Here is a 26,535-nt window from a genome sequence, read left to right as displayed (position 1 = left end):
ATGTGCAGATACTGGCAAGTGAGCTTTTATCAGTTTTTTAAAAACGCAGTAATTACAGACCATGATTCCTCTTTACCTTCTCCGGTTTCGGAAGAGAATGGTATGACAATATCATCTGGCCCTGCCTGAAATGTCTGCTTTGTACGCTTTATATGCTGCGCCCTTTTGTTTTTAGGTATTTTATCAAGTTTAGTCCCAATGATGATGACCTGCAGATCATGATATTTCAAGAATTCATACATTTGCAGGTCATCCTTGGTCGGTTCATGACGAAGGTCCGTAATAAGTAAGACAGCTTTTAACGTTTCCCTTGTCTGGAAATACTCTTCCATCATAACTCCCCATTTTTCCCGTTCCTTTTTGGAAACTTTTGCATATCCATATCCAGGAACATCAACGAAATAGAAGCCATCATTGATTTTGTAAAAATTTAGTGTTTGTGTTTTCCCTGGTTTTGAGGATGTGCGTGCCAAGTTCTTGCGGTTGATCAGCTTGTTAATGAATGACGATTTACCAACATTGGAACGACCAGCAAGGGCAATCTCGGGCAGCATGTCACCCGGGTATTGCTTTTGACTTACGGCACTGATTACAATTTCAGCGTTTGTTACTTTCATTTTTCTCCCCCACTAATGCATGCTCGAGAACCTGATCAAGGTGTTTTACAGTGATAAATGTCAGTTCGTTTCGCACGCTTTCTGGTATATTTTCTATATCTTTTTCGTTCTCTTCCGGCACAATCAGTGTAGTCAAGCCCGCTCGATGTGCGCTTAACGACTTTTCTTTTAATCCGCCAATCGGTAATACTCGTCCCCGAAGTGTAATCTCCCCTGTCATTCCAACTTCCTTCTTAATTGCCCTTCCAGTTAATGAAGAAACGAGTGCGGTAGCAATTGTAATTCCGGCTGATGGCCCATCCTTAGGTGTGGCACCGGCCGGCACATGAATATGGATATCATATTTCTCATGAAAATCCGGTTCAATTTTAAATTCTGTTGTACGGGAACGAATGTAGCTGAATGCAGCCTGGGCTGATTCCTGCATGACATCTCCAAGTTTTCCAGTAAGCGTCAATTTACCTTTACCCGGATAGTGGCTGACTTCAATCGAAAGGATATCGCCTCCAGCAGATGTGTAAGCCAGACCTGTTGCAGTTCCTACTTGATTTTCCTGTTCCATAAGGCCATAACTGTAAATAGGCTTGCCGAGTAATTCTTCCAGGCTTTTCTCAGTTACAATCACTTTATCTTTTTCTTTTGAAATGATTATTTTCGCTGCTTTCCGGCATAATTTGGCCAATTGCCTTTCAAGACCACGTACCCCTGCTTCCCGAGTATAGGTCCGGATCAGTTTCAGGATGGCCCCTTCTCTGATCTGCATATTGCCTTTTTTCAGACCATTTTCTTTCAGCTGCTTTGGAAATAGATGCTTTTTCGCTATATGAAGCTTTTCCACCTCGGTATAACCAGCGATTGAGATAAGTTCCATCCGATCCAATAACGGTCCAGGGATACTGTTTACATTGTTTGCTGTTGCAATAAAAAGCACATTGGACAAATCATAGTTTTCTTCGATAAAATGATCGCTGAATGTACTGTTCTGTTCAGGGTCCAACACTTCGAGCATCGCGGCAGAAGGGTCGCCCCGGAAATCATTTGACATTTTATCAATCTCATCCAGAAGAAAGACCGGATTTATTGTACCTGCTTTTTTCATACCTTGGACAATTCGCCCTGGCATGGCTCCTATATATGTTCTTCGGTGACCTCTTATTTCTGCCTCATCCCTGACACCACCAAGTGAAATACGAACGAAATTACGGTCAATTGACCGGGATATTGATTTGGCAAGTGAAGTCTTACCTACACCTGGTGGACCAACAAGACATAAAATGGGCCCTTTAATCGTATTCGTCAGTTTTTGAACGGCCAAATATTCCAAAATACGCTCTTTTACTTTTTCCAGACCATAATGATCTTCATTCAATATCTTTTCAGCATGTTTGATCTCAATCTGATCCTGTGTCTTTTTCGTCCATGGCAACACGATCAGCCATTCCAAATAATTTCTGATCACAGAGCTCTCAGCAGAAGTTTGAGGTACTTTTTCATACCTTCCTAATTCCTTAAGGGCAACTTCCATAATATGCTCCGGCATATCTGACTGCTCGATCTTGTCCCGCAGTTCTTCAACTTCACTGGACTTTCCATCCCTTTCACCGAGCTCCTTTTGGATGGCCTTTAACTGTTCACGCAAATAATATTCTTTTTGTGTTTTTTCCATGGATGTCTTTACACGCTGTCCGATTTTCTTTTCCAGATCGAGAACCTTTTTCTCATTCGAGATAATTTTGATCAGAAGCTTAATTCGGTCAGTCACATTTGTTAATTCCAGAATCTCTTGCTTATCTTTTACCTTAAGCGCCAGATGGGATGCGATTATATCGGCCAGCCTGCTCGATTCCTCGATATCTTCGACTGTTTCATAAGTTTCCTGTGTTATTTTTCTGGATAATTTTATGTATTGCTTGAATTGTTCCAGCAAGGAGCGTGTTAAAGCTTCTTCTTCGTGCTTATCACCATGGGTTTCCGCCAACAGGTTTATCTCAATCATATATTCGTTATCCGAATCAATATAGCGCTGAATTTCACCTCTAGATAACCCTTCAACCAATACTCGTATGGTTCCGTTTGGCAATTTCAGCATTTGTTTTACGGTCGCCACCGTTCCGATTGTATATATGTCTTTAGGCTCCGGATCATCCAGATCGATTTTTTTCTGGGCGGCGAGAAAGATTTTTTGATCTTCCATCATCGCTTTTTCAAGTGCCGCAATTGATTTATCTCTGCCTACGTCCAAATGAAGAACCATTGATGGAAACACCAACAGTCCACGCAAAGGGAGGAGGGGAATTTGTATTGTCTTGTCACTCATTATCAGTACCTCCATTTTATATGTATTATTGAAACTAATTCTATTATGTATCACTTAAGTCTAATGAAAAAACAGCCATTTGTAAATCCATTTATTACCTTTTGTTTTATTTTATCTCCGTTAGTATGACCGTAATTTGCTTTCATAAACAAAAAAAGAGACCAACCAAAGGCATTTCTTTCAAAAAGAAGAAGTTGCCCCGAGTCAGTCTCATACTTTATCTATGCACTTTCTTTTGGAAGCTTTTCGTTTCCTTTTCTAACCGTTCCATCATTAAAAATCAGTTTCGGACTGCCATCTTCCTCTGTAACTGTATCTTTAGTTATGACACATTTTTCAACATCTTCCCTGGATGGGAGATCGAACATAACATCCAGTATGATGCCCTCTATAATCGAACGCAGACCACGAGCTCCGGTTTTACGTTCAATTGCTTTTTTGGCGATTTCCACCAAGGCTTCCTCTTCGAACTCGAGCTCGACATTATCCATTTCAAATAGCTTTTGGTATTGTTTGACCAGTGCATTTTTAGGCTTCGTCAGAATCTGAATCAATGCATCTTCATCCAACGGGGTCAAACTCCCGATAACTGGAATACGTCCAATGAATTCAGGAATCAGACCATAACGCAGCAGATCTTCAGGTAATACTTTTGAAAGCAGCTGTCCCATATCCAGATCTTCCTGTTTTTCATTTGAACCAAAACCGATTACCTTTTTACCTAGACGTCGTTTGATTACCTGATCAATTCCGTCAAACGCGCCACCGACGATGAAAAGGATATTTGTCGTATCGATTTGGATAAATTCCTGATGTGGATGCTTTCGTCCACCCTGTGGCGGAACACTAGCAACTGTCCCCTCAAGAATTTTCAGCAGCGCCTGCTGAACCCCTTCCCCCGATACATCTCGTGTAATGGAAGGGTTTTCTGATTTCCGGGCAACTTTATCGATCTCATCGATGTAGATAATCCCTTTCTCAGCTTTTTCAACATCATAATCTGCTGACTGGATCAATTTGAGAAGAATATTTTCAACATCTTCACCGACATAACCTGCCTCCGTTAATGATGTCGCATCTGCCATTGCAAAAGGTACGTTAATGATACGAGCCAATGTTTGAGCCAGCAATGTTTTACCACTTCCTGTTGGTCCTATCATCGCTATGTTACTTTTAGATATTTCAACGTCATCCGTACTTTTTGTAGTATTAATACGTTTATAGTGATTATATACCGCCACTGCCATATTCTTTTTGGCTTTTTCCTGCCCGATAACATAATCATCAAGAATATTACAGATTTCCTTTGGCTTCGGAATTTCTTCCATTTCCATTTCTTCTTCCGTACCAAGCTCTTCCTCAACAATCTCTGTGCAGAGTTCAATACATTCATCACATATATAAACGCCAGGACCGGCGACTAACTTACGTACTTGTTCTTGACTCTTTCCACAAAATGAACATTTCAGTTGACCTTTTTCTTCATTGAACTTAAACATTACATCTCACCCCTAAACATGCTGAATTTTATATCAGCTTTCAACTTTTATAGTCATCATATCAGATACAATTTAAAAAACAAAACAATAAACCTTTTATGTGATGAACGTAAGAAATGCTGCATTTAAAAATGGTTGTTGTTTCCATTATGGATAAATATTAAAAAAAGTCAACTTATAACTTTGGAAACGTCTTACATTTACTATATGAGGTAAACCAAATTAATAGCATGATTTACTTCAAAAAAGCAAAACAAGGTGCGACATAAATCGCACCTTGTTTGAGAACATTTTAGTTAATGTTTGATTTATTGGACAGTTTTGCTGTTTTCAGCCAGGAAATCAATAGCCGCTCTCATTTTCAAATCATTTTTAATCGTATCTGTATTGCCACCAAGCATTTGTACTAGCTGATCGACTTCTGCACCGTACATGCCAGCCATTTTCTCAAGCTCCGCCTGAACATCTTCGTCAGAAGCTTCAAGATTTTCAGCTTCAGCGATAGCTTCTAAAGTAAGATTCGTTTTAACACGTTTAGCTGCATCTTCTCTCATCTGCTCTTTCAATGCTGCCTCATCTTGGCCAGAGAACTGTGCATACATTTCCATTGTCATGCCCTGCATTTGCAATTGTTGTTCGAATTCACGCACCATTTGATCCAACTCTGTATCAACCATGGCATCTGGAATATCAACTTGCGTATTGTCAGATGCTTTTTGGATCAGTGCTTCGCGTTTTTCATTTTCTGCATTCTGTTTTCCCTGAGCTTCAAGCTCTTCTTTTTTCTTTTTCTTCAAATCTTCTAGAGATTCTGCTTCTTCGTCAACATCTTTAGCGAATTCATCATCCAGTTCAGGAAGTTCTTTGAATTTCAATTCATGTATTTTAACTTTGAAAACGGCTTTTTTACCAGCAAGCTCTTCTGCATGGTAATCTTCGGGGAAATTAACTTCAATTTCAGATTCATCGCCCGTTTCTTTACCGATTAATTGCTCTTCAAAACCAGGGATGAATTGTCCTGAACCGATTTCCAATGAATGGTTTTCTCCTTTTCCGCCTTCAAAAGCTTCTCCATCAAGAAATCCTTCAAAATCTATTACAGCAGTATCGCCGTTTTCAGCTTTACCTTCTTCTTTGACAACAAGCTCTGCATGACGCTCGCGGATTTGCTCGAGTTCTTTATCTACATCTTCATCTGTAATTTCTACAGATTGCTCTTCAACTTCAAGGCCTTTGTAATCACCTAAAGTTACTTCCGGTTTCACTTCAACAGTAGCAGTGAAAACCAGGTCTTTTCCTTTTTCAATTTGCTCAATGTCCACTTCCGGCTGAGCGATAGGGAAGATATCCGTCTCATTAATTGCTTGCGTATATGCACCAGGAAGCACAATATCCACTGCATCCTGATAAAGTGATTCAACACCAAAACGTTTTTCAAATAGTCCGCGCGGAATTTTACCTTTTCTGAATCCAGGGATTTGAACATCCTTGGAAACTTTTTTGAATGCTTGATCCAATGCTTTATCAAATTCTTCAGATGTTACTTCAAATGTAAGTACTCCTTTGTTGCCTTCTTGCTTTTCCCATTTTGCTGTCATAAAATTCCCTCCAAAATCTATTGTTTCCATTCATTTTTTAACTTTTCATGCGTATTCTGATATATAATCAAATTTGCAACCATCTCATTATAACATAATTAATAGTGGTTTCAAGCATTTACTGCTGCCGGAAACCCTATTCCTCTATGATACTCAAATATAAAGAGTCGCACATTCTGATTTCTTTCATATAGTGCTGAACTTCGTCACTCGTTTCATCGCTTTCCTCAATTTGTATATGTAAATACTGATTTCCTATATTTTTGATTGCCTGCATAATCGATTCCACATCTTCACTTGGCGGCATGAATGGATAGATCACATATATGTAGCGATAAAGTAACTGGTCTAGCAGCTGGAATAATGTCGGATTATTCTGTTCGACCTCACTCAGCAGTAACATAATCTGTTTGTACACTTCGTTTGTTTTTATCGGTGGAATTTCAATTGGTTTCACATGCGTACTTAAACTAAATTTATGTATTTCCACCTCATCTGTTATGCTTGCATCCTTCATCCAGGCAAGTATCGCTGTTTTGATAACGGGATGCACATGTTCACTCTTCAATAAAGACAATATTTGAGTATCCGGCTGTACCTTCATGCTTCTCAACTGATCAACAATCCGCCATTGTTCTATATGGTTATCCTGGTTTACAGCCGTAAATAACTCCTCGACTTTAGTGTCGGACTTTTCCATAACAAAGTCAAGTTTCATTTTTTCGCTCATATCGTACAACTGCTTAAATTGTTCCTGTAATGGCTCCGGAACCTGATTATTTTCAAACTCATACTCAATCTGTTCCATTAAAAGCCTATATTGGCTAGTCTGAAACAGGATGGTCAAATAAATATGTACATAATGATAATAGTTTTCATTCTTGTGTTGAATCAGTTCCTCACAAAGATCTTGTGCTTCTTCATGCCTCCCCAGTTCCATCAGACAAATAAGTTTCCCTATCACAATTTCATGACTGTCCTCACCATAGCTTATCAGTTGATTTAATTTCCCAAGAGCCTCATCATACTTTTTTTCCTGAAGTGCTTTTAAACTGTCTTCCTCAAGTGTTTTCTTTAATCTTGGAAAAAGTATGATATTATCTGAATTCGGTTCCATTTATTCACCTCTTCCCCTTGCACAGTAATTTCAAATACGTTAGTAACTATGGATTCCCGTATTTTTAATAAATAAACATTACATAGCGTTTGTACGTACATTCGCAACCTGCTCTGCAACTAAGAAAAAAGAGAAACCTAATATACTCCCTTAGGTTTCTCTTTGTTAGACGTCCCAGGCAGGATTCGAACCTGCGACCCACAGCTTAGAAGGCTGTTGCTCTATCCAGCTGAGCTACTGGGACATATGATGTTTGGAGCGGGTGAAGGGAATCGAACCCTCATCATCAGCTTGGAAGGCTGAGGTTTTACCACTAAACTACACCCGCACGGTGTATGATAGATTATTTAATTAGATTCACGCAACTTCGGTTACCATAAATGCACTCAAGCCACTACTATGTTATGAAATATTTCAATCCCTGCTACATAAATATAACCTGCAGGTGAGCCACCCTTACTAACGACGTTCATATATGTACTATGTGAAGTATTTTTTAGTGTCCAAAATTAGCGGACAAGAATTATTATATGCAAAATATATTTTTTTGTCAACAGTAAATTTAAATTAATTTTTAAAGGTCTAATCAGGAACCATTTCCATATGATTCCTGATCAGCTGTTCGTCTCTCATATGGTGGCATGAAAGGCAAGGTCTTCCAGCATATCTCCATTAACTGTATAAAAGTTTACTGTTACCGAAGCTGGACTGTCCCATTCCATTATTGCGTAAGTTTTTTCTTGCCGATTCCTAGGTGAACGGATACTTCCCGGGTTGATAAAGAGCTGTTTATCAATCTGTTCCACACCGGCAATATGGGTATGTCCGAAGCATATTACGTTTGCTTTTTCTTCCGCTGCCCGGTAGGACAATCCCAATAGCCCCATTTTTACATGATGAAGATGCCCATGGGTAACATAAAAAGTAAGGTCATTTAACTGGATCGTCTGTTCGTCTGGATATCTGGCATCAAAATCACAATTTCCCGCCACCTTATAAAATCCGTCCATTTCATCCGCATCAAGATCTAATTCCGAATCACCACAATGAATCATGAATTTTATATCATGACGGGCCTTAATCATGGACACTTCTTCAGTCAAACCATGGCTATCACTCATAATCAGAACCTTCGTCATTTAATCCCCTCCGAATATTGCTGTCTATAGAGTATGTATCCATTTTTCCAATTGACTAATCGCATCTTTTCGGTGACTTATTTGATTCTTTTCATCCGGTGTCAACTCAGCCATGGTTACTTCATAACCTTCCGGCGTAAAGATCGGATCATAGCCAAAACCGTTTTCACCTCTTTCGGTAAAATTGATTTTACCCTCACAATAACCTGTTCGGAAAATGGTTCTTTCTCCTGGAATGGCAACTGCCAATACACAAATAAACCTGGCAGTCCTCTCCGGTTCCGGTATCTCCTTCATCTCCTCCAGCACCTTATCTATGTTCGCCTGATCGTCTTTGGGTTCTCCTGCATACCTGGCGGAAAAAAGACCTGGTCTGCCATCCAATGCATCAATCATCAAACCGGAATCATCCGCAAGCACTGGGGTGTCTAGTAACGCTGCGATTTGCTCTGCCTTTAGTGCTGCATTTTCCTCAAATGTGGAGCCGGTTTCTTCCACATCCGGGATATCCTGGTCCAGATCCAATAATGAAATTGCCTCTATATTGTGTTTTGAAAAGAATTCTTTAAATTCTTTGGCTTTTCCTTTGTTTTTCGTAGCGATTATTATTTGCTTCATTGCAATTTTCTCCTTATCAGATAATTACTTCGTTTCGCCGATGCGTTCAGCTAGTCCGCCAATCACCGTTTTTTGCTTTTCCACAATCTCCTGCAAACCTTCATCGGCAAGTTTCAACATATTTTGCAGCTGGTTATGGGAAAAAGTAGCTTCTTCCCCGGTTCCCTGTATTTCAACAAATTCCCCTGCACCAGTCATGACAATATTCATATCGACAAGTGCCTTGAAATCTTCCTCGTAGTCCAAATCAAGAACCTCGGTCCCATCAGGCAATACTCCGACTGAAATTGCAGCTAAATAGTCTTTTACCGGCATTTTTGTAAGGGACTTATTCTCCAATAACTTGCCGAAAGCAAGAACGACCGCAACAAAAGCCCCTGTTATGGATGCTGTTCTCGTACCGCCATCAGCTTGGATCACATCACAATCCACCCATACCGTTCTTTCGCCTATTTTGTCCAAATCAACTACAGATCGTAGTGCACGGCCAATTAGCCTTTGAATCTCCATTGTTCTTCCACTTACTTTTCCTTTAGAGGATTCTCTTATGTTACGTTGCGCAGTTGCACGCGGAAGCATGGCATACTCTGCTGTTATCCAGCCTTTCCCCTGACCGCGCATAAATGGCGGAACCCTGTCTTCTATACTAGCATTGCAGATTACTTTTGTATTACCGGCCTCTATCAGGACAGAACCTTCCGGATGATTAATATAATTTGCAGTAATTTTCATCGGTCTCAGATTGTTGACTTCTCGTTGGTCGTTTCTCATAACTATTTCCTCCTCATCGTACAATCAATAGCTTATCATATTTTATACAAAAGAGACACGCTGATACCCTTTAATTTGGCTCTTTCCGTAAGTTTTACCGCTATTCAGATTTTTGACTTTCACAGTAACTATGGACGTAACTTCTATTGAGTTAGATCGGTGGCACTCTATACTGGAAGCAAATTACTTCATACGCTCTTTGAGTCCGAACCCTAAGGTGCGCTATTCTCCACAGTGGAGATCAGCTGGCAGTTACTACATAGTTATAGATTTTCAAGTCCGTAACAGACATGGGATATATGTGAGGTGCCAATCAAAAAGTTCTGCTGTAAAATAGCTAAAAAAATAGGCTGATGAGCTCAGCCTATTTTTATAGTCTTTCCGTCGGGGTAAATGTTTCCTTCGTTACAGGTTCCGAATACGCTTCCCCATTTTCATTTACTAACTGATTAACATTTTCAACTTTTACATTTACTGCTTCCACATTACGCTGCTCTGTTAATGTCCGTACGATCGTCTCCATTACCTCATCTGATATGACGGATTGGTCGCTATCTTTTAGAATTCCGTCATTAAATACAATCTCGAGCACCCCATCAGTTAATACTGGTTCACTCGCCAATAATGTCTCCGAATTAAATACATGCACAACATTTGTTTGGAAGCCTGGTCCATCTATCAATCCTTGTATAATAGAACTGAATTCATTGTTATCATCAACCTCAATATATTGTGTAACCGGAACATAATACCGGTTTTCATCATGCTCTGCTGGGTAATACATCGTTACAGGTTTACTTTCAAGCAAATCCAATGTATCCGTATCAACGATATTTATTCCATTCACACGGGAGTAGCCATCACCTATCGGAGTCCCGTTTACAGGCATTTCATCGAGTGCTTGCCCGTTGATTCTTAACTTGATCTTGCTCACATTCTCAAACTGTGTCAATGTGTGTGTCATGGATTCCAGAATCTTGAGTTCCTCCGTACCCTCATAATTTTTAAAATCCTCGGAAACATCCACAATCATGGTGCCATCTTCCTGAAGATTCAAACCTAATACTTCGGTTCCTTCCGGTAAAACGGCCTGAAATCCATTTGGTAACATAGGTGTGACCGGCCCGCCCTTCACAAGATACTCCAACACCTGTGCTGCAACCTCATTAGCATTCGGAGCTGGCAGTTCAAGAGTCTGTGAAGCAACCATTCCGTTTGAATCAATTAAAAACAGCTGCCTTGGAACCGTCTCTTCCGCTACTACCTCAGTATCTTCATTTACCTCTTCCGCTATATTTTCCAAATTATCCACAGCTTCAGCATCCTGAGGCGGATCTATTTCTTCTAAAGATTGCTCCCCCTGAAAACAGCCTGAAAGTATTACAGAAATACTCATTGTCCCAATCAAAAGCATTCCTCGCTTACGCATGTCATTCCCCCCTACGATGGTTTGTACTACTATATATACGAGCCTCAGAAAAAAATAGACCAAACAAAAACAAAAAACAAAAACAAAAAAATCAGGTGCCCGTTTTAGGACACCTGTTGTTTGCTGATAGCTGCTTTCTTTATTGTCAGCATTTGAAACTTTGATTCTTTAAAAATGCTCTTCGATATTTCAATAAAAATCTCTAAATCTCCAGTTGTGTAAAATTGATGGACAGGACTTAATTCTTCCTTGTTCAATAACTGTTGAACATCGAGAATGGTACTTATTTCCCTTGCTGTTTCCTCACTCGAAGATATGATGGTTACGTGGTCACCCATAACCTCCTGGATCGTATCCTTCAGTAGCGGATAATGCGTACAGCCTAGTATCAATGTATCCATTTCCCTATCGGTCTTCAATGGACTCAATGACTTGCTAACAACTTCTTTTGCCTGCGCTCCTGACAGTATACCTTTTTCGACAATCGGAACGAATAGTGGACACGCAAGTGCACTAACGTGGATATCCGTTTTAATTTTTTTTAATGCATTCGTATAGGCACCACTTCTCACCGTGCCTTCCGTACCAATAATTCCAACTTGATTATTTTTTGTGAATTTTATCGCCGCTCTCGCACCTGGATGAATAACCCCAATGACAGGAATATCCAGCTTTTCCTTTAGTTCCTCAAGTGTGAAAGCAGTTGCCGTATTACAGGCAATGACAAGCATTTTAATATCCTTGGTCAATAAGAATTCTACCATTTCCCAGGTAAATCTTTGTACTTCTTCTTTCGTTCTGGGGCCATATGGGCATCTGGCAGTGTCACCCAGGTATATAAGTTTTTCCTTTGGTAATTGCCTCATCAATTCATGGACTACGGTCAAGCCTCCCACCCCCGAATCGATAACACCGATCGCTCTATCCAAAATACTGTCTCCTCTTTGTTGTTATTTTTCATTTACAGACTTCATTTCCTCATAAAGAAAATCAAGCAGGTAGTTTAATGAATCTTTTTCCTCATCACTAAACTTTTCAAGAACTTCACCAAGATATTCCTGGCGTTTTTTGATTACTTCACGAATTATCTTCTTTCCTTTATTTAATAAATGTATTCTTACTACTCTTCTGTCGTTTGTGTCTCGGACTCTCTCAACAAGTTCATTTTTTTCCATCCGATCAACAAGGTCAGTTGTCGTACTGAAGGCCAAACTGATTTTATTGGATAACTCGCCAATTGTCAGGTCCCCTTCTTCCAACAGCCATTGCAATGCAACAAATTGCGGTGATGTTATAGGATAATTATTTAATATTTTCCGGCCGTTTTGCTTAATAATACCGGAAATATAACGAAGTCTTTTCTCCATTTTCTTAACGGATTCCATTGTTGCATCTTTTCCCAAAAGTGTTACCCCCTACAATTATCATTAACGAACAGTTTAACATACCCTGGTAAAAACATTGTACTATATAGAGTTATCATGTACTTCACAGTATATTCAAAATTACTGATTTTGCCCATCCAGAGGAAAACGGATAGCTTATGTATTTCAATATCAACTTAATAGTAAACCATATCCTCTAAATTGAAAACTATTCGACTGAAAAAACGCTCTATATTTGACTGAAATGTGCGCACTATTTGCTTAACATTTCATAAGCTATATTGACTAAATAATTTCCCTTCATACTGCAGCTCTATAGAGCAAGGAGGGGGTAACATTTGAAGGACAAAGAGTACAAACCGAAGCAATTATTAACCAAACGCGAAAAAGAAGTGTTTGAACTATTAGTGCAGGATAAGACAACAAAAGAAATAGCACAAGAATTGTTTATTTCCGAAAAAACTGTCCGGAACCATATTTCAAATGCTATGCAAAAATTGGGAGTCAAGGGGCGATCACAAGCCGTAGTCGAGCTTCTTCGCATGGGGGAATTAAAACTCTAACAAAACCGACTTCCCTTAACAGGGGGTCGGTTTTGATTGTCTTGGCAAAGTAATATGCTCTAACCAGCCTGTATAAATTGAACGAGAGCTGTCTCCGAAAGGAAATTTAGTTTTTCACGAGCAGCTTTTTCTTTGACTCTGACAATGGCTGAGGTCGTCCTGTCTGTGGGTTGAAGTATACCATCCTGCCGCGACCTGTAAGTGCGATCTCACCATTATCTTTGATCGCCATATAATGAAGTTCAAAGGACGAGTTTCCAACAGAATGTGTCTTCACATACATTTTTAACTTTTCACTAAAGTATATTTGCTGTAAATAATCACATTGCAAATCCGCAACAATAACAGCCCCATCCTTGCTTGCCATGTCTGTCAGCAGTCCTGTATGCTTGATATAATCAATGCGGGCTTCTTCAAAATAAATAAAGGGAGAAACATTATTAACATGGCCGTACATATCCGTTTCTGAAAATCGCACTTTTACAGGAATATGAAACGTGAACTCTGAACGCCATTGCTCCATATTCTCTATGTAATTTATTGTTCGCACTTACCTTTCCTCCTTTTTCATAAGGCTCTTATCGTTATATATTCAGTATTAGAATCTTCGCAGTAGATATAAAATGCGACGTAACTTCTATTTGTGTTAGAACTTTGGCACGAATAATGGAAGCGAGATACTTCGGCGACCGCTCGGGGAAATACACTGCGCGCATCCTAAGGCGGCTGGTGAGCCCCTTCAAGAATCACGCATTTCAGTGGCTCACCTATGCCTCTCGTCCCGTAGGACAAGGAAAGCTTCGGCAGCGCTACATCGCACGCAGAAAATGCGGACGCATTTTCACGGAGTCTCCGTGTATTTCCCCGAGCTGGTTAAGTTTGCTGCTAATAAACTGCATCCTTAATAACAAAATCTAATTATACAGCTTTACCAGTACGGGTGAGCGGCGGGCAGTCGACTCCTCGAAAATAAAAACCAATTTTCTTCGTGCGATGTGAAAGCTGACGAAGCCTTCCTTGTCCTGCGGGAAAAGCACGTGTCCGAAGACCAGAAGAGTGGTTTTCTCTTCGGGGCTGAGGCCGTGCCCGCGGAAAGCGACTGCCCAGAGCGATCCCGGACGGCGGGAGAAGCATATATCTCTGGGAATAAGCCTAAGTTCCGTCGCAATCTACACATTTTATACACAAGCAGAATTATTTCGTTGGGGCGAGTAAGCACAGTATCAACCTTATAGAAACAGCCTATTACAAGAATGACCCTAACCTGGAAAAGGTAAGGGTCATTCTTGCTATTATTCTCATTATTATAATGCGCTGTCACTTCCGAAGAAGTTTTTGAATGCCTGGATATTTGTAGCACGGTTCATTGCCGCTATGGAAGTTGTCAAAGGAATCCCTTTAGGACAAACTTGCACACAGTTCTGTGAGTTTCCACATCCATCAATTCCGCCATCTTCCATTAAACCATTCAAACGATCACTAGCATTCATCTCGCCAGTTGGATGCGCATTGAACAGGCGTGCCTGTGAAATTGCTGCCGGTCCGATAAAGTTTGATTTATCGTTTACATTTGGACATGCTTCCAAACATACACCGCAAGTCATACATTTAGATAGCTCATAAGCCCACTGGCGTTTGTTCTCAGGCATACGAGGTCCTGGTCCGAGGTCATGCGTACCATCAATCGGAATCCATGCTTTCACTTGTTTCAATGCGTCAAACATGCGCTCACGGTCAACGATTAAATCACGTACTACCGGAAATGTTGACATTGGTTCGAGACGAATCGGCTGCTCCAGCTGATCAACCAATGCTGCACAGGATTGTCTGGCAGTCCCGTTGATGACCATGGAACAGGCTCCACAAACTTCTTCGAGACAGTTCATATCCCACATTACCGGAGTTGTCTTTTCTCCTTTTGCATTGACAGGATTTTGTCTGATTTCCATAAGGCCGGATATAACGTTCATATTTTGCCGGTAAGGAATTTCAAACGTTTCCTCGTAAGGAGCAGATTCCGGGCCGTCTTGTCTAGTTATAATAAAGGTAACTTTACTTTGTTCAGCCATATATATTTACTCCTCCTTAGTGTTTTGATGTGTAGTCACGTTTACGCGGTGGTATCAACGATACATCAACTTCCTCATAACTGAATACAGGAGATTTTGCCGCAGCATCAAACTCGGCAATCGTTGTTTTCAACCAATCTTCATCATTACGTTCCGGAAATTCCGGTTTGTAATGTGCACCACGGCTTTCATTACGATTATAGGCTCCAATGGTAATCACCCTGGCCAAATGGAGCATATTTTTCAGTTGCCGTGTAAACATTACCCCTTGGTTGCTCCAGCGGGAAGTATCATTAATATTGATATTGTCCCAACGCTCAAGTAACTCTTTGATTTTCTCATCAGTCTTTAGCAGTTTGTCATTTTCACGCACAACTGTAACATTATCAGTCATCCATTCTCCGAGCTCTCTATGAATCTGGTATGCGTTTTCCGTACCTTCCATATTCATTAGCTGTTCGAAGCTGTTCTTCTCTTCTTTTTCCAATGATTCAAATAACTCTTCATTGAGATCATCTGCGTGCAGGTCGAGACCGTCAATATATTCGATAGCTTTCGGTCCAGCGACCATCCCTCCATAGATTGCGGAAAGCAGTGAATTAGCTCCAAGTCTGTTACCGCCATGCTGTGAATAATCACATTCTCCAGCTGCGAAAATACCAGGAATACTTGTCATCTGACTTTCATCAACCCATAGACCGCCCATGGAATAATGGACTGCAGGGAAAATTTTCATCGGAACCTTGCGTGGATCCTCACCAACAAATTTTTCATAGATTTCGATGATTCCACCAAGTTTGATATCAAGTTCCTTAGGATCCTTATGGGAAAGGTCTAGATAAACCATGTTTTCTCCATTGATGCCAAGTTTTTGGTTGACACATACATCAAAGATTTCACGTGTTGCAATGTCACGCGGCACAAGGTTTCCGTATGCAGGATATTTTTCCTCCAGGAAATACCACGGTTCACCATCTTTGTAAGTCCAAATACGTCCGCCTTCTCCACGAGCAGATTCACTCATGAGACGTAATTTATCATCGCCGGGAATAGCAGTTGGATGAATTTGGATAAATTCTCCGTTAGCATACTTAGCTCCTTGCTGATAAAGGACACTTGCTGCAGATCCCGTATTGATCATGGAATTTGTTGATTTACCGAAAATAATTCCCGGTCCACCAGTAGCAAAGATGGTTGCATCAGAGCGAAACGCTTTAATTTCATGTGTTTTAACGTCTTGTGCAACGATTCCCCTGCCGACACCATTCTCATCAATTACCGCCTGCAGGAATTCCCAGCCTTCATATTTCGTAACCAGGCCTTCAACCTCAAAACGACGTACTTGTTCATCAAGTGCATATAACAACTGCTGACCTGTCGTTGCTCCTGCATATGCTGTACGGTGCATTTGTGTACCTCCAAAACGACGGAAGTCCAACAATCCTTCCGGCGTACGGTTGAACATAACACCCATACGGTCAAACATATGTATAATACCTGGAGCTGCATCACACATAGCTTTTACTTGTGGCTGATTTGCCAAGAAGTCCCCACCATACACTGTATCATCAAAGTGAAGCCAAGGAGAATCTCCTTCCCCTTTTGTATTTACTGCTCCATTAATACCACCTTGAGCACATACAGAGTGAGAGCGTTTGACAGGAACGATAGAAAACAGATCTACTTTTACGCCTGCTTCGGCTGCTTTTATGGTTGCCATTAACCCGGCTAATCCGCCACCGACAACAGCGACTTTACGATTATTCATTTTGCTTTACTCACTCCTTCTCTTTCTATTAAACACCATACGCAAATCTGATCAGCGTTCTGATTCCCAAATAGCTGACCGCAAAGAAAACAACGATACATGCATACGTAGAAATTCGTTGTGATTTCGGAGATTGTGTAATTCCCCATGTAACCAGGAAGCTCCATAGTCCGTTAGCAAAGTGGAATACTGTAGATATTACACCGATAACGTAGAACCAGAACATAAAAGGATTTGTTAAAATGCCTTCCATTAGAGTATAGTTAGCCTCTGCATTGCCAAGACCGATTTGAACACGTGTCTCGAATACATGCCATACGATAAATATAAGTGTGATGATCCCGGTAATACGCTGAATTTTGAACATCCAGTTGCGGAAGAATCCGTACCTGCTTACATTGTTTCTTGCAGTGAAAACAATATATACCCCTAAAATTGCATGAAACAAAATTGGCAGATAGATTACGAATATTTCCAGCAACAGTACAAATGGAAGCCCTCCCATAAATCCTGCCGCCTGGTTGAAACTTTCTTCTCCATACACAGCAAAATGATTCACTATTAAATGCTGCACCAGGAATATACCAATTGGAACAACACCTAAGAATGAATGCAGTCTTCTGTAGAAAAACTCACGTTGCTCTGCCATGTTTACCCCCCTTAGTCTGATTCGTATTGTCTGAGATATGTAGCCTATTAAAAAAGTAAAGCGCTTTAATACCAAATAGCGTAACTTTTTATAATAGCCCAAATTTGTAACATATTTATTGTACTTCTTACTGGTAAAAGCGTCAAGAAAACATGACACTAATTTTATAGATTAATAGAGATAAAAGGATGATCCGATAATATTAAATCAGGAGAACACTTGATTATTGCCTTATTTATATAGATAATGATAATAGCATTGGAGCCGTTTTTCCAGCACGAATGGAAATGGGTGCAGTTTTTTGTTGGAAAGGATGAAAAGGATGTCAAAGAAGCATCAAACATTGGATTTATCAGATCTGGAAGAATTAAATACCACAGGGGCGGGTTACGACATCCTGCGTTATGTGACCTTACCGGAAATGATGGGAGAGGAGAAAGACACCCTACTCTATTTTATGGGGAAAAACCTGGCAAGAAAATTCGATTTCAATACTGTGGAAGATATATATTATCTGTTTGATAAGTTAGGTTGGGGCCGGCTTGAGTTGGTGAAACGAAAGAGAAAGGAACTGATTTTTCATTTGTTGTCTGACTCTGTCGTGTTGCGATTAAAGGCTCCTTTTGAAACGGAATTCCGGATGGAAGCTGGTTTTTTATCGGAGGCTCTCCAGTCAGTGGAAGGAATTGAATGTGAATGCTTGGAAGAAATAAATCAGCGCATTAATCAAATAGAATTCTCGGTAGTATTTACCGACTGATCAAGCGGCATGCAGATATGTAATTTACTGAACAAAAGCGTTGGTACTGGACGTTACTGTTTATGAATAAGAATTAATTGCTGTTAAATATGCTTTCTTATTTTTAGAAAAAGGCAGAAGTTCCATAAGGGGGAGCTTCTGCCTTTCTCTATTTTTCATTATTTAGATGACTGATAATGTCTTCTGCTGTGTTCTTCGGTATTCCCAGCTTCGTGATATCTGGTACGGATGCTTTTGCAATCTCTGTGACGGATTTAAAATGTGTGAGTAACAGCTTCCTTCTTTTTTCCCCTATACCAGGAATCTTATCCAATTCGGACTGGAATAGGCTTTTTCCCCGCAGTTGACGGTGAAAAGTGATTGCAAACCGATGGACCTCATCCTGAATACGCTGAACGAGATAAAATTCCTGAGATTGTCTATCCAGTGGTATAATTACTGGGGGGACCCCATATAACAACTCACTTGTTTTATGTTTATCATCCTTTGCCAGACCTGCAAGCGGGATATCAAGGCCCAATTCGTTTTCCAAGACATCCGCCGCGGCTGACATTTGGCCTTTTCCCCCATCGACCATTATCAGATCAGGTAATGGAAGATCTTCCTTCAACACTCTGGAGTATCTTCGGCGAATAACTTCACGCATCGTTTCATAGTCATCAGGACCTTTTACATCCCTGATTTTATATTTTCGATATTCTTTCTTATTTGGTTTCCCATCAATGAAAACGATCATCGCGGAAACAGGATCTGTCCCCTGAATATTCGAATTGTCAAAAGCCTCAATCCGATGTGGAACTTCGATATTTAAGCGTTCGCCAAGTTCCTCCACCGCCTTGATGGTTCTTTCTTCATTACGTTCAATCAATTGGAATTTTTCATTCAATGCTATTTTTGCATTTTTGGTCGCCAGTTCAACCAACTGTTTTTTTCGTCCCCGAAGTGGGGTATGAACGTTGATTTCGAGCAGATGCTGCAATAATTGGCCATCCGTGCCAATCGGAACAAGAATCTGCTTCGGCTTCAAATGATTTTCATGTAAATAGAAGCGACCGATAAAGCTTACAAACGTTTCTTCGTGGTCATCAAAGAATGGAAATACAGTGACGTCTCTTTCTATCAGTTTCCCTTGACGGATGAAGAAAACTTGAACACACATCCAACCTTTGTCATAACTGTAACCAAAGATATCCCTGTCCACCAAATCATTCATCGTCATTTTCTGACGTTCCATGATTGCATCTATATGCTGGATCTGATCGCGGAGCTCTTTCGCCCGTTCGAAATTAAGCAGTTCGCTGGCTTCCTGCATTTTGACTGTCAGGTTTTTTCGTATTTCTTTATAGCCACCTTGAAGAAAAGATGTGATCTCCTGTACGATTTCCTGATACTCCTGAACAGCAGGAGGTTGCTTGCTGCATGCCAGGCATTGGCCCATATGGTAGTACAGACATGGTCTTCCAGGCGGATTATTGCATTTTTTTAGTGGATACATACGATCGAGCAGCTTCTTTGTTTCCCTGGCAGCAATTACATTCGGGTAAGGACCGAAATACTTTCCTTTATCCTTTTTAACCTTCCGTGTGATCAGCAGCCGAGGATGTCTTTCCGAAGTAATTTTTAGGTATGGGTAACTTTTGTCATCCTTAAGCATGACATTATATTTCGGATCATATTTTTTGATCAGATTCATTTCGAGAATAAGTGCTTCCATTTCAGAAGAGGTTACAAAATATTCGAAGTCATTTATTTCCTGAACCAGTCGCTGTGTCTTTCGATCGTTGGCTCCACGGAAATAGGAACGTACTCGATTTCGCAACATTTTGGATTTCCCGACATATATAATCGTGCCATGCCTGTCCTTCATCAAGTAACAGCCGGGCTGTCCTGGCACTATTGCCAGCTTCTCTTCTATTTTATCATTCATAGTCATTTCAAATCCTTTTATTTCTTTAGAAAATCCCTTGTTACATCAGTAACAAGGGATTTACATATTTGTTCATATTATACACTTTTTGAAAGAATGTACAAAAATTTTGGCTGTTTTATGCGTGTTTGTTGATTAGATCTGTTAATGCTTCTTTTGGCTGGAAACCAATAACTTGATCAACAACGTTACCATCTTTGAACAATAGTAAAGTCGGGATACTCATAACACCATATTTGCCTGCAGTTTCCTGGTTTTCGTCCACATCCAATTTCACGATTTGAACTTTTTCTTCCATTTCTCCGTCGATTTCTTCCAATACTGGAGCAATCATTTTACAAGGTCCACACCAAGGTGCCCAAAAGTCCGCTAATACAAGCCCTTTAGATGTTTCTTCCGTAAAGTTCTGGTCAGTAACATTTTTAATAGCCACTATTTTTTACCTCCTAAAAAATCCATATTAAGTGAAGCTTAGTAAGAGTATATCACCGTCCGTATATACTTCCTAATAGTTTGCTCATGACAAATGCTCAGGACATCTGATTAGTCAGTAAAGATGTGTCTGCTAACGTGCATATATGAAATGCTGACATCCTTGCACTTTTTTATATCGGCAAAACTTCAGTGGGTGTCTTTTCCTTATGATTGCTGGTATCAAAATGCTCTGGCCTATAGGACTCTGGACAGAATCGGCATTTACCTCCCTGTCTGAACATCCTTTTTAAGTACAATACTTGTGGAAGGAAAGTATTTGTTCTCTTGTATCAGGTCATCATGTCATGCTGTTATTTTATTTTCTTGATTTCCTCTATAAGTAGTGGTATTACTTCAAACAGGTCGCCGACAATTCCATAATCGGCCACATTGAAAATGTTCGATTCGGGATCTTTATTGATGGCAACAATCACTTTGGAATTGGACATTCCCGCAAGATGCTGGATGGCACCTGAAATACCTACTGCAATATACAGGTCTGGCGTAACTACCTTCCCTGTCTGACCAATTTGCAGGGCATAGTCACAGTATTCTGCGTCACATGCACCACGGGATGCTCCTACGGCACCACCCAAAACATCGGCAAGCTCATATAACGGTTTAAAACCTTCAGCACTTTTTACACCTCTGCCACCAGCAACAATGACATTTGCTTCGGATAAGTCTACACCTTTAGATGCTTTACGGATAACTTCTTTTACAATTGTTCGAATGTCTGCAACATCTACATCTTTTGTCTTAATCTCACCACTGCGGGATTCATCTTTTTCTAAAGGCGAAATATTATTCGGCCTTATTGTCACGAACGTAATTCCATTTGTAATAATTTTCTTCTCAAATGCTTTCCCTGAATATATTGGCCGAACAAACACTGTCTGATCGCCGTCTGTTTCAATATCCACAGCATCCGAAATTAAACCGGACTGCAATTTGCTGGCTAGTTTTGGCGTCAAATCCTTTCCAATGGACGTATGCCCCATCACGATTCCTGTTGGTGACTCATCATTTATGACTGCCATTACAGCCTGTCCGTAACCTTCAGATGTATACGTTTTCAGATTTTCGTGAGATACCGTTGTAACCCGATCAGCCCCGTATTGAATCATTTCTTCTGCCAAACCACTCAGGCTGCCTTCTCCTACCACTACACCAATAATCTCTCCATTGGGACCGATTTTTTTGGCAGCAGCGACAGCTTCAAAAGAAACATTCCGTAACTCCCCTTCTCTTACTTCACCAATAACTAATATTTTATCACTCATAACGTTACTCCTTTCATCAGCAAGTCTTAAAGTACTTTTTTATCGTTTTTAAGCAAAGATACCAATTCTTTTACCTGGTCTGCGATTTCTCCTTCCAGAACTCTGCCTGCTTCTTTCTCAGGTGGAAGAAAAATATCGATTGTTTTTGTTTTTGGCTCTACATCATCTTCATCGAGATCCAAATCATCCAGTTCCAGTTCATCCAATGGTTTCTTTTTAGCTTTCATTATTCCTGGAAGGGATGGATAGCGAGGCTCATTCAATCCTTGTTGACAAGTAACCAATAGGGGAAGACTGGTTTCAATGATTTCAACATCGCCTTCTACATCTTTTTCCAGTATTACTGTTTCACCATCAATTTTCAGGCTTGTAATTGTAGAAACATATGGGAAACCTAATAGTTCAGCTAACCTTGGACCTACTTGACCACTTGCCTCGTCGATTGCTACGTTTCCGGCAAGAATTAAGTCCACATTTTTATCTTCAAAAAAAGCTTCGAGAGTTTTCGCTGTTGTATACTGATCCCCCTCTTCAACATCCTCTTCGGCATTGATCAATACAGCTTTATCCGCACCCATTGCCAAAGCGGTTCGTAATTGCTTCTCGGAGTCCTCATCTCCAACCGTCACTACTGTAACTTCTCCACCGTGTGCATCGCGCTGATTAATCGCCTCTTCCACTGCATATTCATCATAGGGGTTAATAATAAATTCTGCGCCATCATCTTCAATTCTTCCACCTGAAACAGATATTTTTTCCTCCGTATCAAATGTCTTTTTCAACAGTACATAAATATTCATCTAGCATCCTCCTAAACTATTATAATCTATTTATCCTGAAAATTCGGCTTACGTTTTTCCAGAAAAGCCGCTATACCTTCTTTTGCATCCTCAGAACCGAATACGTCGCGAAAACCTTTCGCTTCTTCACGAACGCCGACTGAAAATTGTTCTGTCTTTGCATATGGAATAAGGTTCATTATATGATTGATTGCCGGCTTGCTTTTAGCGGTTATTTTTTCTGCCAGTTTTGCAGCTTCAGCAATTAAAGCATCTTCAGCTACTGCTTTGTTTGCAAGTCCATAAGCTGCAGCTTGGGATCCACTTATGGGTTCACCTGTAAGGATCATTTCGTAGGCTTTTGCGGTTCCAACATAACCTGGAAGCCGCTGGGTTCCCGCAAAGCCAGGTATTATGCCGAGGCTCATTTCCGGCAGGCCGAGTTTCGCGTTTTCAGTCACGATACGTATGTGACATGCCATCGCAAGTTCGAGTCCTCCACCTAAAGCTGCACCATGTATTGCTGCAATGACAGGGATTGAGGATTTTTCAATTCGGTCTAATATCCTTTGTCCATTCAACGAGAGTGTTTCATAATCGGAATCCTTCTGAAGGCTGGTAAATTCTTTTATATCAGCACCTGCCGAAAAAAATCTGCCTTCTCCCTTCAATACGATTGCTTTAATGCTGTTTTCCTCTTCAATCGCATCCAATTTCTCGTAAAGGTCCTTCAAAAGCGTACTCGATAAAGCATTGGCCGGCGGGCTTTGAATTGTTAAGTAAGCTATGTTCCCATCTGTCTCATAGACAACTTTTCCCATTTATCATAAATCCCCCTTTATCAATAATTGATAAGTAATTATTCATTAACCTTTTGACGATAGTGCTCCAATAAGTAAAGCATGCACCTCTGGTACCTGACTCATCAGATCATATTTCTGTTCTTTCATTACCCAATTGGTCACGATTTCATCGATAGTTCCAAATATCATCTGTCTTACCAGTGGAATATTTAAATTACTGCGAAAAAGCTTCTGTTCCATCCCTTCCTTAATTATGCTGTCAATAACCGTTAGATAGGGTTTTAAAACTTTATTGATCTGAAGACGAAGAGTATAATTTGATTGTCTTAATTCCAGCTGAGTAACAATGGCCAAATAATAATCATCCGACAACTGTCTGAAATGCATTTCAATCAATGAGTACAGCTTTTCTTCCGCATTTTGCTTCTGACTTATCGCTTCTGCTATTTTATCAATAAATTGTCCCATTTTTTCTTCAAACACGGATACAAGAACATCTTCTTTATTCTTGAAATATAGATAGATTGTACCATCTGCCACCCGTGCAGCTTTCGCGATTTTTGAAACCTGTGATGCATGAAACCCGTTTTCAGCGATAACTTTAACCGCCGCTTCAATAATTTGATTATATTTCGGTTTATTATTTTTCATGATTTTCTCCTTAGCTGCTTCCAATCTTTCCATAAATGAGTGAATAATCATTCATAATTTTATTCTACATTCACCAGATAATTCTGTCAATGGAAAGCTTGTCCCCAAATTGAAGGAAAAAGAGCACGAGGCTCAGACAATCGTCGTGTTTTCTTTCTGTTTTTCTGTTTCTTCATCAATCAGCTTTCTTCTGAGTATTTTACCCACAGCTGTCTTTGGAAGTTCATCACGGAATTCATACAATCTTGGGATTTTAAATGCGGCAAGGTGTTTCCTGCAGTATTCATCTAATTCTTCCTCCGTAATTGCAGCTCCTTCTTTCAAAACGATATATGCTTTTACAGTTTCACCCCTGTATGGATCTGGAATCCCTGCTACAACAGCTTCCTGTATCGCTTCATGTTCATAAAGAACTTCCTCAACTTCTCTCGGATAAATATTATACCCTCCAGCAATGATCATGTCTTTCTTCCGGTCGACTACATAGAAGTAACCATTTTCGTCCATATAACCCAAGTCCCCTGTAAACAGCCAGCCATCTCTAAGCACATTATCCGTTTCTTCCTGGTTATTCCAATATCCCTGCATAATTTGAGGACCTTTCACAGCAATTTCTCCTACTTCCCCAACTTCCTCTTCTTCACCAGCAGAATCCATCCTGAAGATTTTGGAGTCTGTATCCGGCCATGGTACACCAACACTTCCATTCACTCGGTTTGACCATATAAAGTTTGCATGGGTGACAGGAGAAGATTCCGTTAAACCATATCCCTCAACAAGCTTCCCGCCTGTAACCTTCTCAAATTGCTCCTGTACTTCCAGAGGTAATGGGGCAGAACCACTGAGACAAGCTTCAATGGAGGACAGATCATACTTCTTCAGATCAGGATGGTTCAAAAGACCAACGTATATGGTTGGGGCACCTGGAAACAGGGTAGGTTTTTGTTTGTGAATCGTCTTAAGTACATCACCAGCACTGAATTTGGGCATAAGAATCATTTTGGAACCTTGTTTAATTGAAAAGTTCATAACAGTCGTCATTCCGTAAACGTGGAAGAATGGCAGGACACCTAGAACTACTTCCTGACTATCTTTTGATCTGTACAACCACGCTTCACACATTTGAACATTGGAAGTAAGATTAAAATGTGTCAGCATGACCCCTTTCGGATATCCAGTCGTACCACCCGTGTATTGAAGCAGTGCGAGATCCTCTTTCGGATTAATTTCTGTCTCCAGGTATTCTCCGGAAGACTTCTCCATTAGCAGCTTCCATACATGGGTATCCGCACTTTGCTCGGCTTTAACCACCATGTTGTATTCTCTTTTCTGGATAAACGGGTAGATCAGGTTTTTAGGGAATGGCAGATAATCTTTTATACCGGTTACAATCGTATGCTTCAGGCTGGTTTTTATTTTTACATTTGTTACTCGCGGGAGCAGGATATCCAAACAGATGATGACAGATGTATCGGAATCATTCAGTTGATATTCCAATTCCCTTTCTTTATATAAAGGATTGGTCTGCACGACAATACCACCGGCCATAAGAATACCATAATAGCTGATTACTGCCTGAGGACAGTTTGGAAGCATGATGGCTACTTTATCCCCTTTTCTTACACCGAGAGACTGCAAATAGCTGGCCATCTTTTTTGATTCGGCATACAGGTCTGAGTAAGTCATCTCTTTCCCCAAAAAGTAAAGCGCTTTCTTTTCTTTGTATGTTTTAGCGCTTTCGACCAGATAAGCATGTAACGGTTTCTCATCGTATTCCAAAGACGGCGGGATTTCATCCGGATAGTGATCATGCCATTTACGGGTAAATTCCATATTCTGCATTCCTCCTTATAGTTATACTATAATCATTATACCGATAAATCACTATTTTTTGAAATTTTATTTAATTTTTTATAAATTATTTTGTCATATCTCAACTGAGAGTGAATTTGACAAACAAGCCCTGTTAAAATTAGGAGGATTCGAAACACCCTCCTAATGTTGACTTTGGATTAACTGTTAGGCTTACTTCGCAGTTGATATAAATGCGAAGAAACTGTAGTTCTATTCCCGAAAAACGCGCTTTTGCTGCCGTCCGGGATCACTCCGGGCGGATGCTTTCCGCGGGCACGGCCTCAGCCTCCTCGAGAAAACCACTCTGCGGGGTCTTCGGACACGTGCTATTCCCGCAGGAGTCACCGCCCGGAGCGATCCCGGACTGGTGTAGTTGTAAGATATTATTTTAGCTGTTATAAATGAAAAAATAATAAGCAATCCTCTAACCAGCTCGGGGAAATACACGGAGACTCCTACGGGAAG

Annotated in this window: 24 protein-coding genes and 2 tRNA genes; 2 read left to right on the top strand and 24 right to left on the bottom strand. The window is 40.4% G+C overall.

All coding sequences use genetic code 11. The features are described from left to right. Positions 1-29 precede the first annotated feature (29 nt). From yihA to A4245_RS08245, 13 genes are all read right to left on the bottom strand, one after another. A complete protein-coding gene (gene yihA / locus A4245_RS08305; protein WP_067727260.1) occupies positions 30-617 on the bottom strand; it encodes a ribosome biogenesis GTP-binding protein YihA/YsxC in 588 nt (195 codons plus the stop codon). Continuing rightward, positions 598-2,934, bottom strand: a complete 2,337-nt coding sequence (lon, locus tag A4245_RS08300) for an endopeptidase La (RefSeq protein WP_067727259.1) — start codon at positions 2,932-2,934, stop codon at positions 598-600. The genes yihA and lon overlap by 20 nt, the downstream gene beginning before the upstream one ends. 221 nt (positions 2,935-3,155) lie before the next feature. Then, positions 3,156-4,433, bottom strand: coding sequence for an ATP-dependent protease ATP-binding subunit ClpX (gene clpX / locus A4245_RS08295; protein ID WP_067727258.1), 1,278 nt, complete (start codon positions 4,431-4,433; stop codon positions 3,156-3,158). 308 nt (positions 4,434-4,741) lie between these two features. After that, positions 4,742-6,031: a trigger factor gene (gene tig, locus A4245_RS08290; protein WP_067727257.1), complete on the bottom strand. Its 1,290-nt coding sequence runs from the start codon at positions 6,029-6,031 to the stop codon at positions 4,742-4,744. Positions 6,032-6,167: 136 nt separating this feature from the next. After that, positions 6,168-7,148 carry a tetratricopeptide repeat protein gene (locus A4245_RS08285; RefSeq protein WP_067727256.1) on the bottom strand — a complete coding sequence of 327 codons (981 nt, stop codon included), beginning with the start codon at positions 7,146-7,148 and terminating at the stop codon, positions 6,168-6,170. A 170-nt stretch (positions 7,149-7,318) separates the two neighbouring features. Next, positions 7,319-7,392: transfer RNA gene (locus A4245_RS08280), tRNA-Arg, on the bottom strand. Positions 7,393-7,402: 10 nt separating this feature from the next. Continuing rightward, positions 7,403-7,476, bottom strand: a tRNA-Gly gene (locus tag A4245_RS08275). A 301-nt stretch (positions 7,477-7,777) separates the two neighbouring features. Next, a complete protein-coding gene (locus A4245_RS08270; protein WP_067727255.1) occupies positions 7,778-8,287 on the bottom strand; it encodes a YfcE family phosphodiesterase in 510 nt (169 codons plus the stop codon). A 24-nt stretch (positions 8,288-8,311) separates the two neighbouring features. After that, entirely contained in the window at positions 8,312-8,905 is a 594-nt protein-coding gene (locus A4245_RS08265; protein ID WP_067727254.1) for an XTP/dITP diphosphatase, read from the bottom strand. 24 nt (positions 8,906-8,929) lie between these two features. Next, positions 8,930-9,676, bottom strand: a complete 747-nt coding sequence (gene rph / locus A4245_RS08260; RefSeq protein WP_067727253.1) for a ribonuclease PH — start codon at positions 9,674-9,676, stop codon at positions 8,930-8,932. A gap of 370 nt (positions 9,677-10,046) precedes the next feature. Next, a complete protein-coding gene (locus A4245_RS08255) occupies positions 10,047-11,105 on the bottom strand; it encodes a GerMN domain-containing protein (RefSeq protein WP_067727252.1) in 1,059 nt (352 codons plus the stop codon). 104 nt (positions 11,106-11,209) lie between these two features. Beyond that, entirely contained in the window at positions 11,210-12,034 is an 825-nt protein-coding gene (gene racE / locus A4245_RS08250) for a glutamate racemase (protein WP_067727251.1), read from the bottom strand. A gap of 21 nt (positions 12,035-12,055) precedes the next feature. Continuing rightward, positions 12,056-12,490 (bottom strand): MarR family winged helix-turn-helix transcriptional regulator, encoded by a 435-nt coding sequence (locus A4245_RS08245; protein ID WP_157087688.1) that lies wholly within the window; start codon positions 12,488-12,490, stop codon positions 12,056-12,058. 338 nt (positions 12,491-12,828) lie between these two features. On the opposite strand from A4245_RS08245, the gene A4245_RS08240 reads away from it, so the two are divergent. Next, the gene (locus A4245_RS08240; protein WP_067727249.1) at positions 12,829-13,053 is read left to right on the top strand and encodes a helix-turn-helix domain-containing protein; all 225 of its coding nucleotides are present in this window, start codon (positions 12,829-12,831) and stop codon (positions 13,051-13,053) included. Positions 13,054-13,159: 106 nt separating this feature from the next. Here A4245_RS08240 and A4245_RS08235 read toward each other — a convergent pair whose 3' ends face one another. From A4245_RS08235 to A4245_RS08220, 4 genes are all read right to left on the bottom strand, one after another. Then, a complete protein-coding gene (locus tag A4245_RS08235; RefSeq protein WP_067727248.1) occupies positions 13,160-13,603 on the bottom strand; it encodes an acyl-CoA thioesterase in 444 nt (147 codons plus the stop codon). 754 nt (positions 13,604-14,357) lie between these two features. Continuing rightward, positions 14,358-15,122 (bottom strand): succinate dehydrogenase iron-sulfur subunit, encoded by a 765-nt coding sequence (gene sdhB, locus A4245_RS08230; protein WP_067727247.1) that lies wholly within the window; start codon positions 15,120-15,122, stop codon positions 14,358-14,360. Between the two features lie 16 nt (positions 15,123-15,138). Continuing rightward, positions 15,139-16,890 carry a succinate dehydrogenase flavoprotein subunit gene (gene sdhA, locus A4245_RS08225; protein ID WP_067727246.1) on the bottom strand — a complete coding sequence of 584 codons (1,752 nt, stop codon included), beginning with the start codon at positions 16,888-16,890 and terminating at the stop codon, positions 15,139-15,141. Between the two features lie 28 nt (positions 16,891-16,918). Beyond that, on the bottom strand, positions 16,919-17,539 hold the full coding sequence (locus A4245_RS08220; protein ID WP_067727245.1) for a succinate dehydrogenase cytochrome b558 subunit: 621 nt from the start codon (positions 17,537-17,539) through the stop codon (positions 16,919-16,921). A gap of 322 nt (positions 17,540-17,861) precedes the next feature. On the opposite strand from A4245_RS08220, the gene A4245_RS08215 reads away from it, so the two are divergent. Further along, positions 17,862-18,299, top strand: coding sequence for a YslB family protein (locus tag A4245_RS08215; protein ID WP_067727244.1), 438 nt, complete (start codon positions 17,862-17,864; stop codon positions 18,297-18,299). A gap of 148 nt (positions 18,300-18,447) precedes the next feature. Here A4245_RS08215 and uvrC read toward each other — a convergent pair whose 3' ends face one another. From uvrC to A4245_RS08180, 7 genes are all read right to left on the bottom strand, one after another. Then, the gene (uvrC, locus tag A4245_RS08210; RefSeq protein WP_067727395.1) at positions 18,448-20,226 is read right to left on the bottom strand and encodes an excinuclease ABC subunit UvrC; all 1,779 of its coding nucleotides are present in this window, start codon (positions 20,224-20,226) and stop codon (positions 18,448-18,450) included. 118 nt (positions 20,227-20,344) lie between these two features. Further along, positions 20,345-20,659: a thioredoxin gene (trxA, locus tag A4245_RS08205; RefSeq protein ID WP_067727243.1), complete on the bottom strand. Its 315-nt coding sequence runs from the start codon at positions 20,657-20,659 to the stop codon at positions 20,345-20,347. A gap of 352 nt (positions 20,660-21,011) precedes the next feature. Beyond that, positions 21,012-21,983, bottom strand: coding sequence for an electron transfer flavoprotein subunit alpha/FixB family protein (locus A4245_RS08200; protein ID WP_067727242.1), 972 nt, complete (start codon positions 21,981-21,983; stop codon positions 21,012-21,014). A 26-nt stretch (positions 21,984-22,009) separates the two neighbouring features. Next, positions 22,010-22,783 carry an electron transfer flavoprotein subunit beta/FixA family protein gene (locus tag A4245_RS08195; RefSeq protein WP_067727241.1) on the bottom strand — a complete coding sequence of 258 codons (774 nt, stop codon included), beginning with the start codon at positions 22,781-22,783 and terminating at the stop codon, positions 22,010-22,012. Positions 22,784-22,809: 26 nt separating this feature from the next. Beyond that, complete coding sequence (locus A4245_RS08190; RefSeq protein ID WP_067727240.1) at positions 22,810-23,583, bottom strand: enoyl-CoA hydratase; 774 nt, start codon at positions 23,581-23,583, stop codon at positions 22,810-22,812. Positions 23,584-23,628: 45 nt separating this feature from the next. Continuing rightward, positions 23,629-24,216: a TetR/AcrR family transcriptional regulator gene (locus A4245_RS08185; RefSeq protein ID WP_067727239.1), complete on the bottom strand. Its 588-nt coding sequence runs from the start codon at positions 24,214-24,216 to the stop codon at positions 23,629-23,631. 132 nt (positions 24,217-24,348) lie between these two features. Further along, positions 24,349-26,049 carry a long-chain-fatty-acid--CoA ligase gene (locus A4245_RS08180; RefSeq protein ID WP_067727238.1) on the bottom strand — a complete coding sequence of 567 codons (1,701 nt, stop codon included), beginning with the start codon at positions 26,047-26,049 and terminating at the stop codon, positions 24,349-24,351. Between the last annotated feature and the right edge of the window lie 486 nt (positions 26,050-26,535).

It is taken from the genome of Oceanobacillus damuensis (assembly GCF_001618145.1).
GTDB lineage: Bacteria > Bacillota > Bacilli > Bacillales > Amphibacillaceae > Oceanobacillus > Oceanobacillus damuensis.
This window is presented reverse-complemented; position numbering and strand designations above follow the sequence as displayed.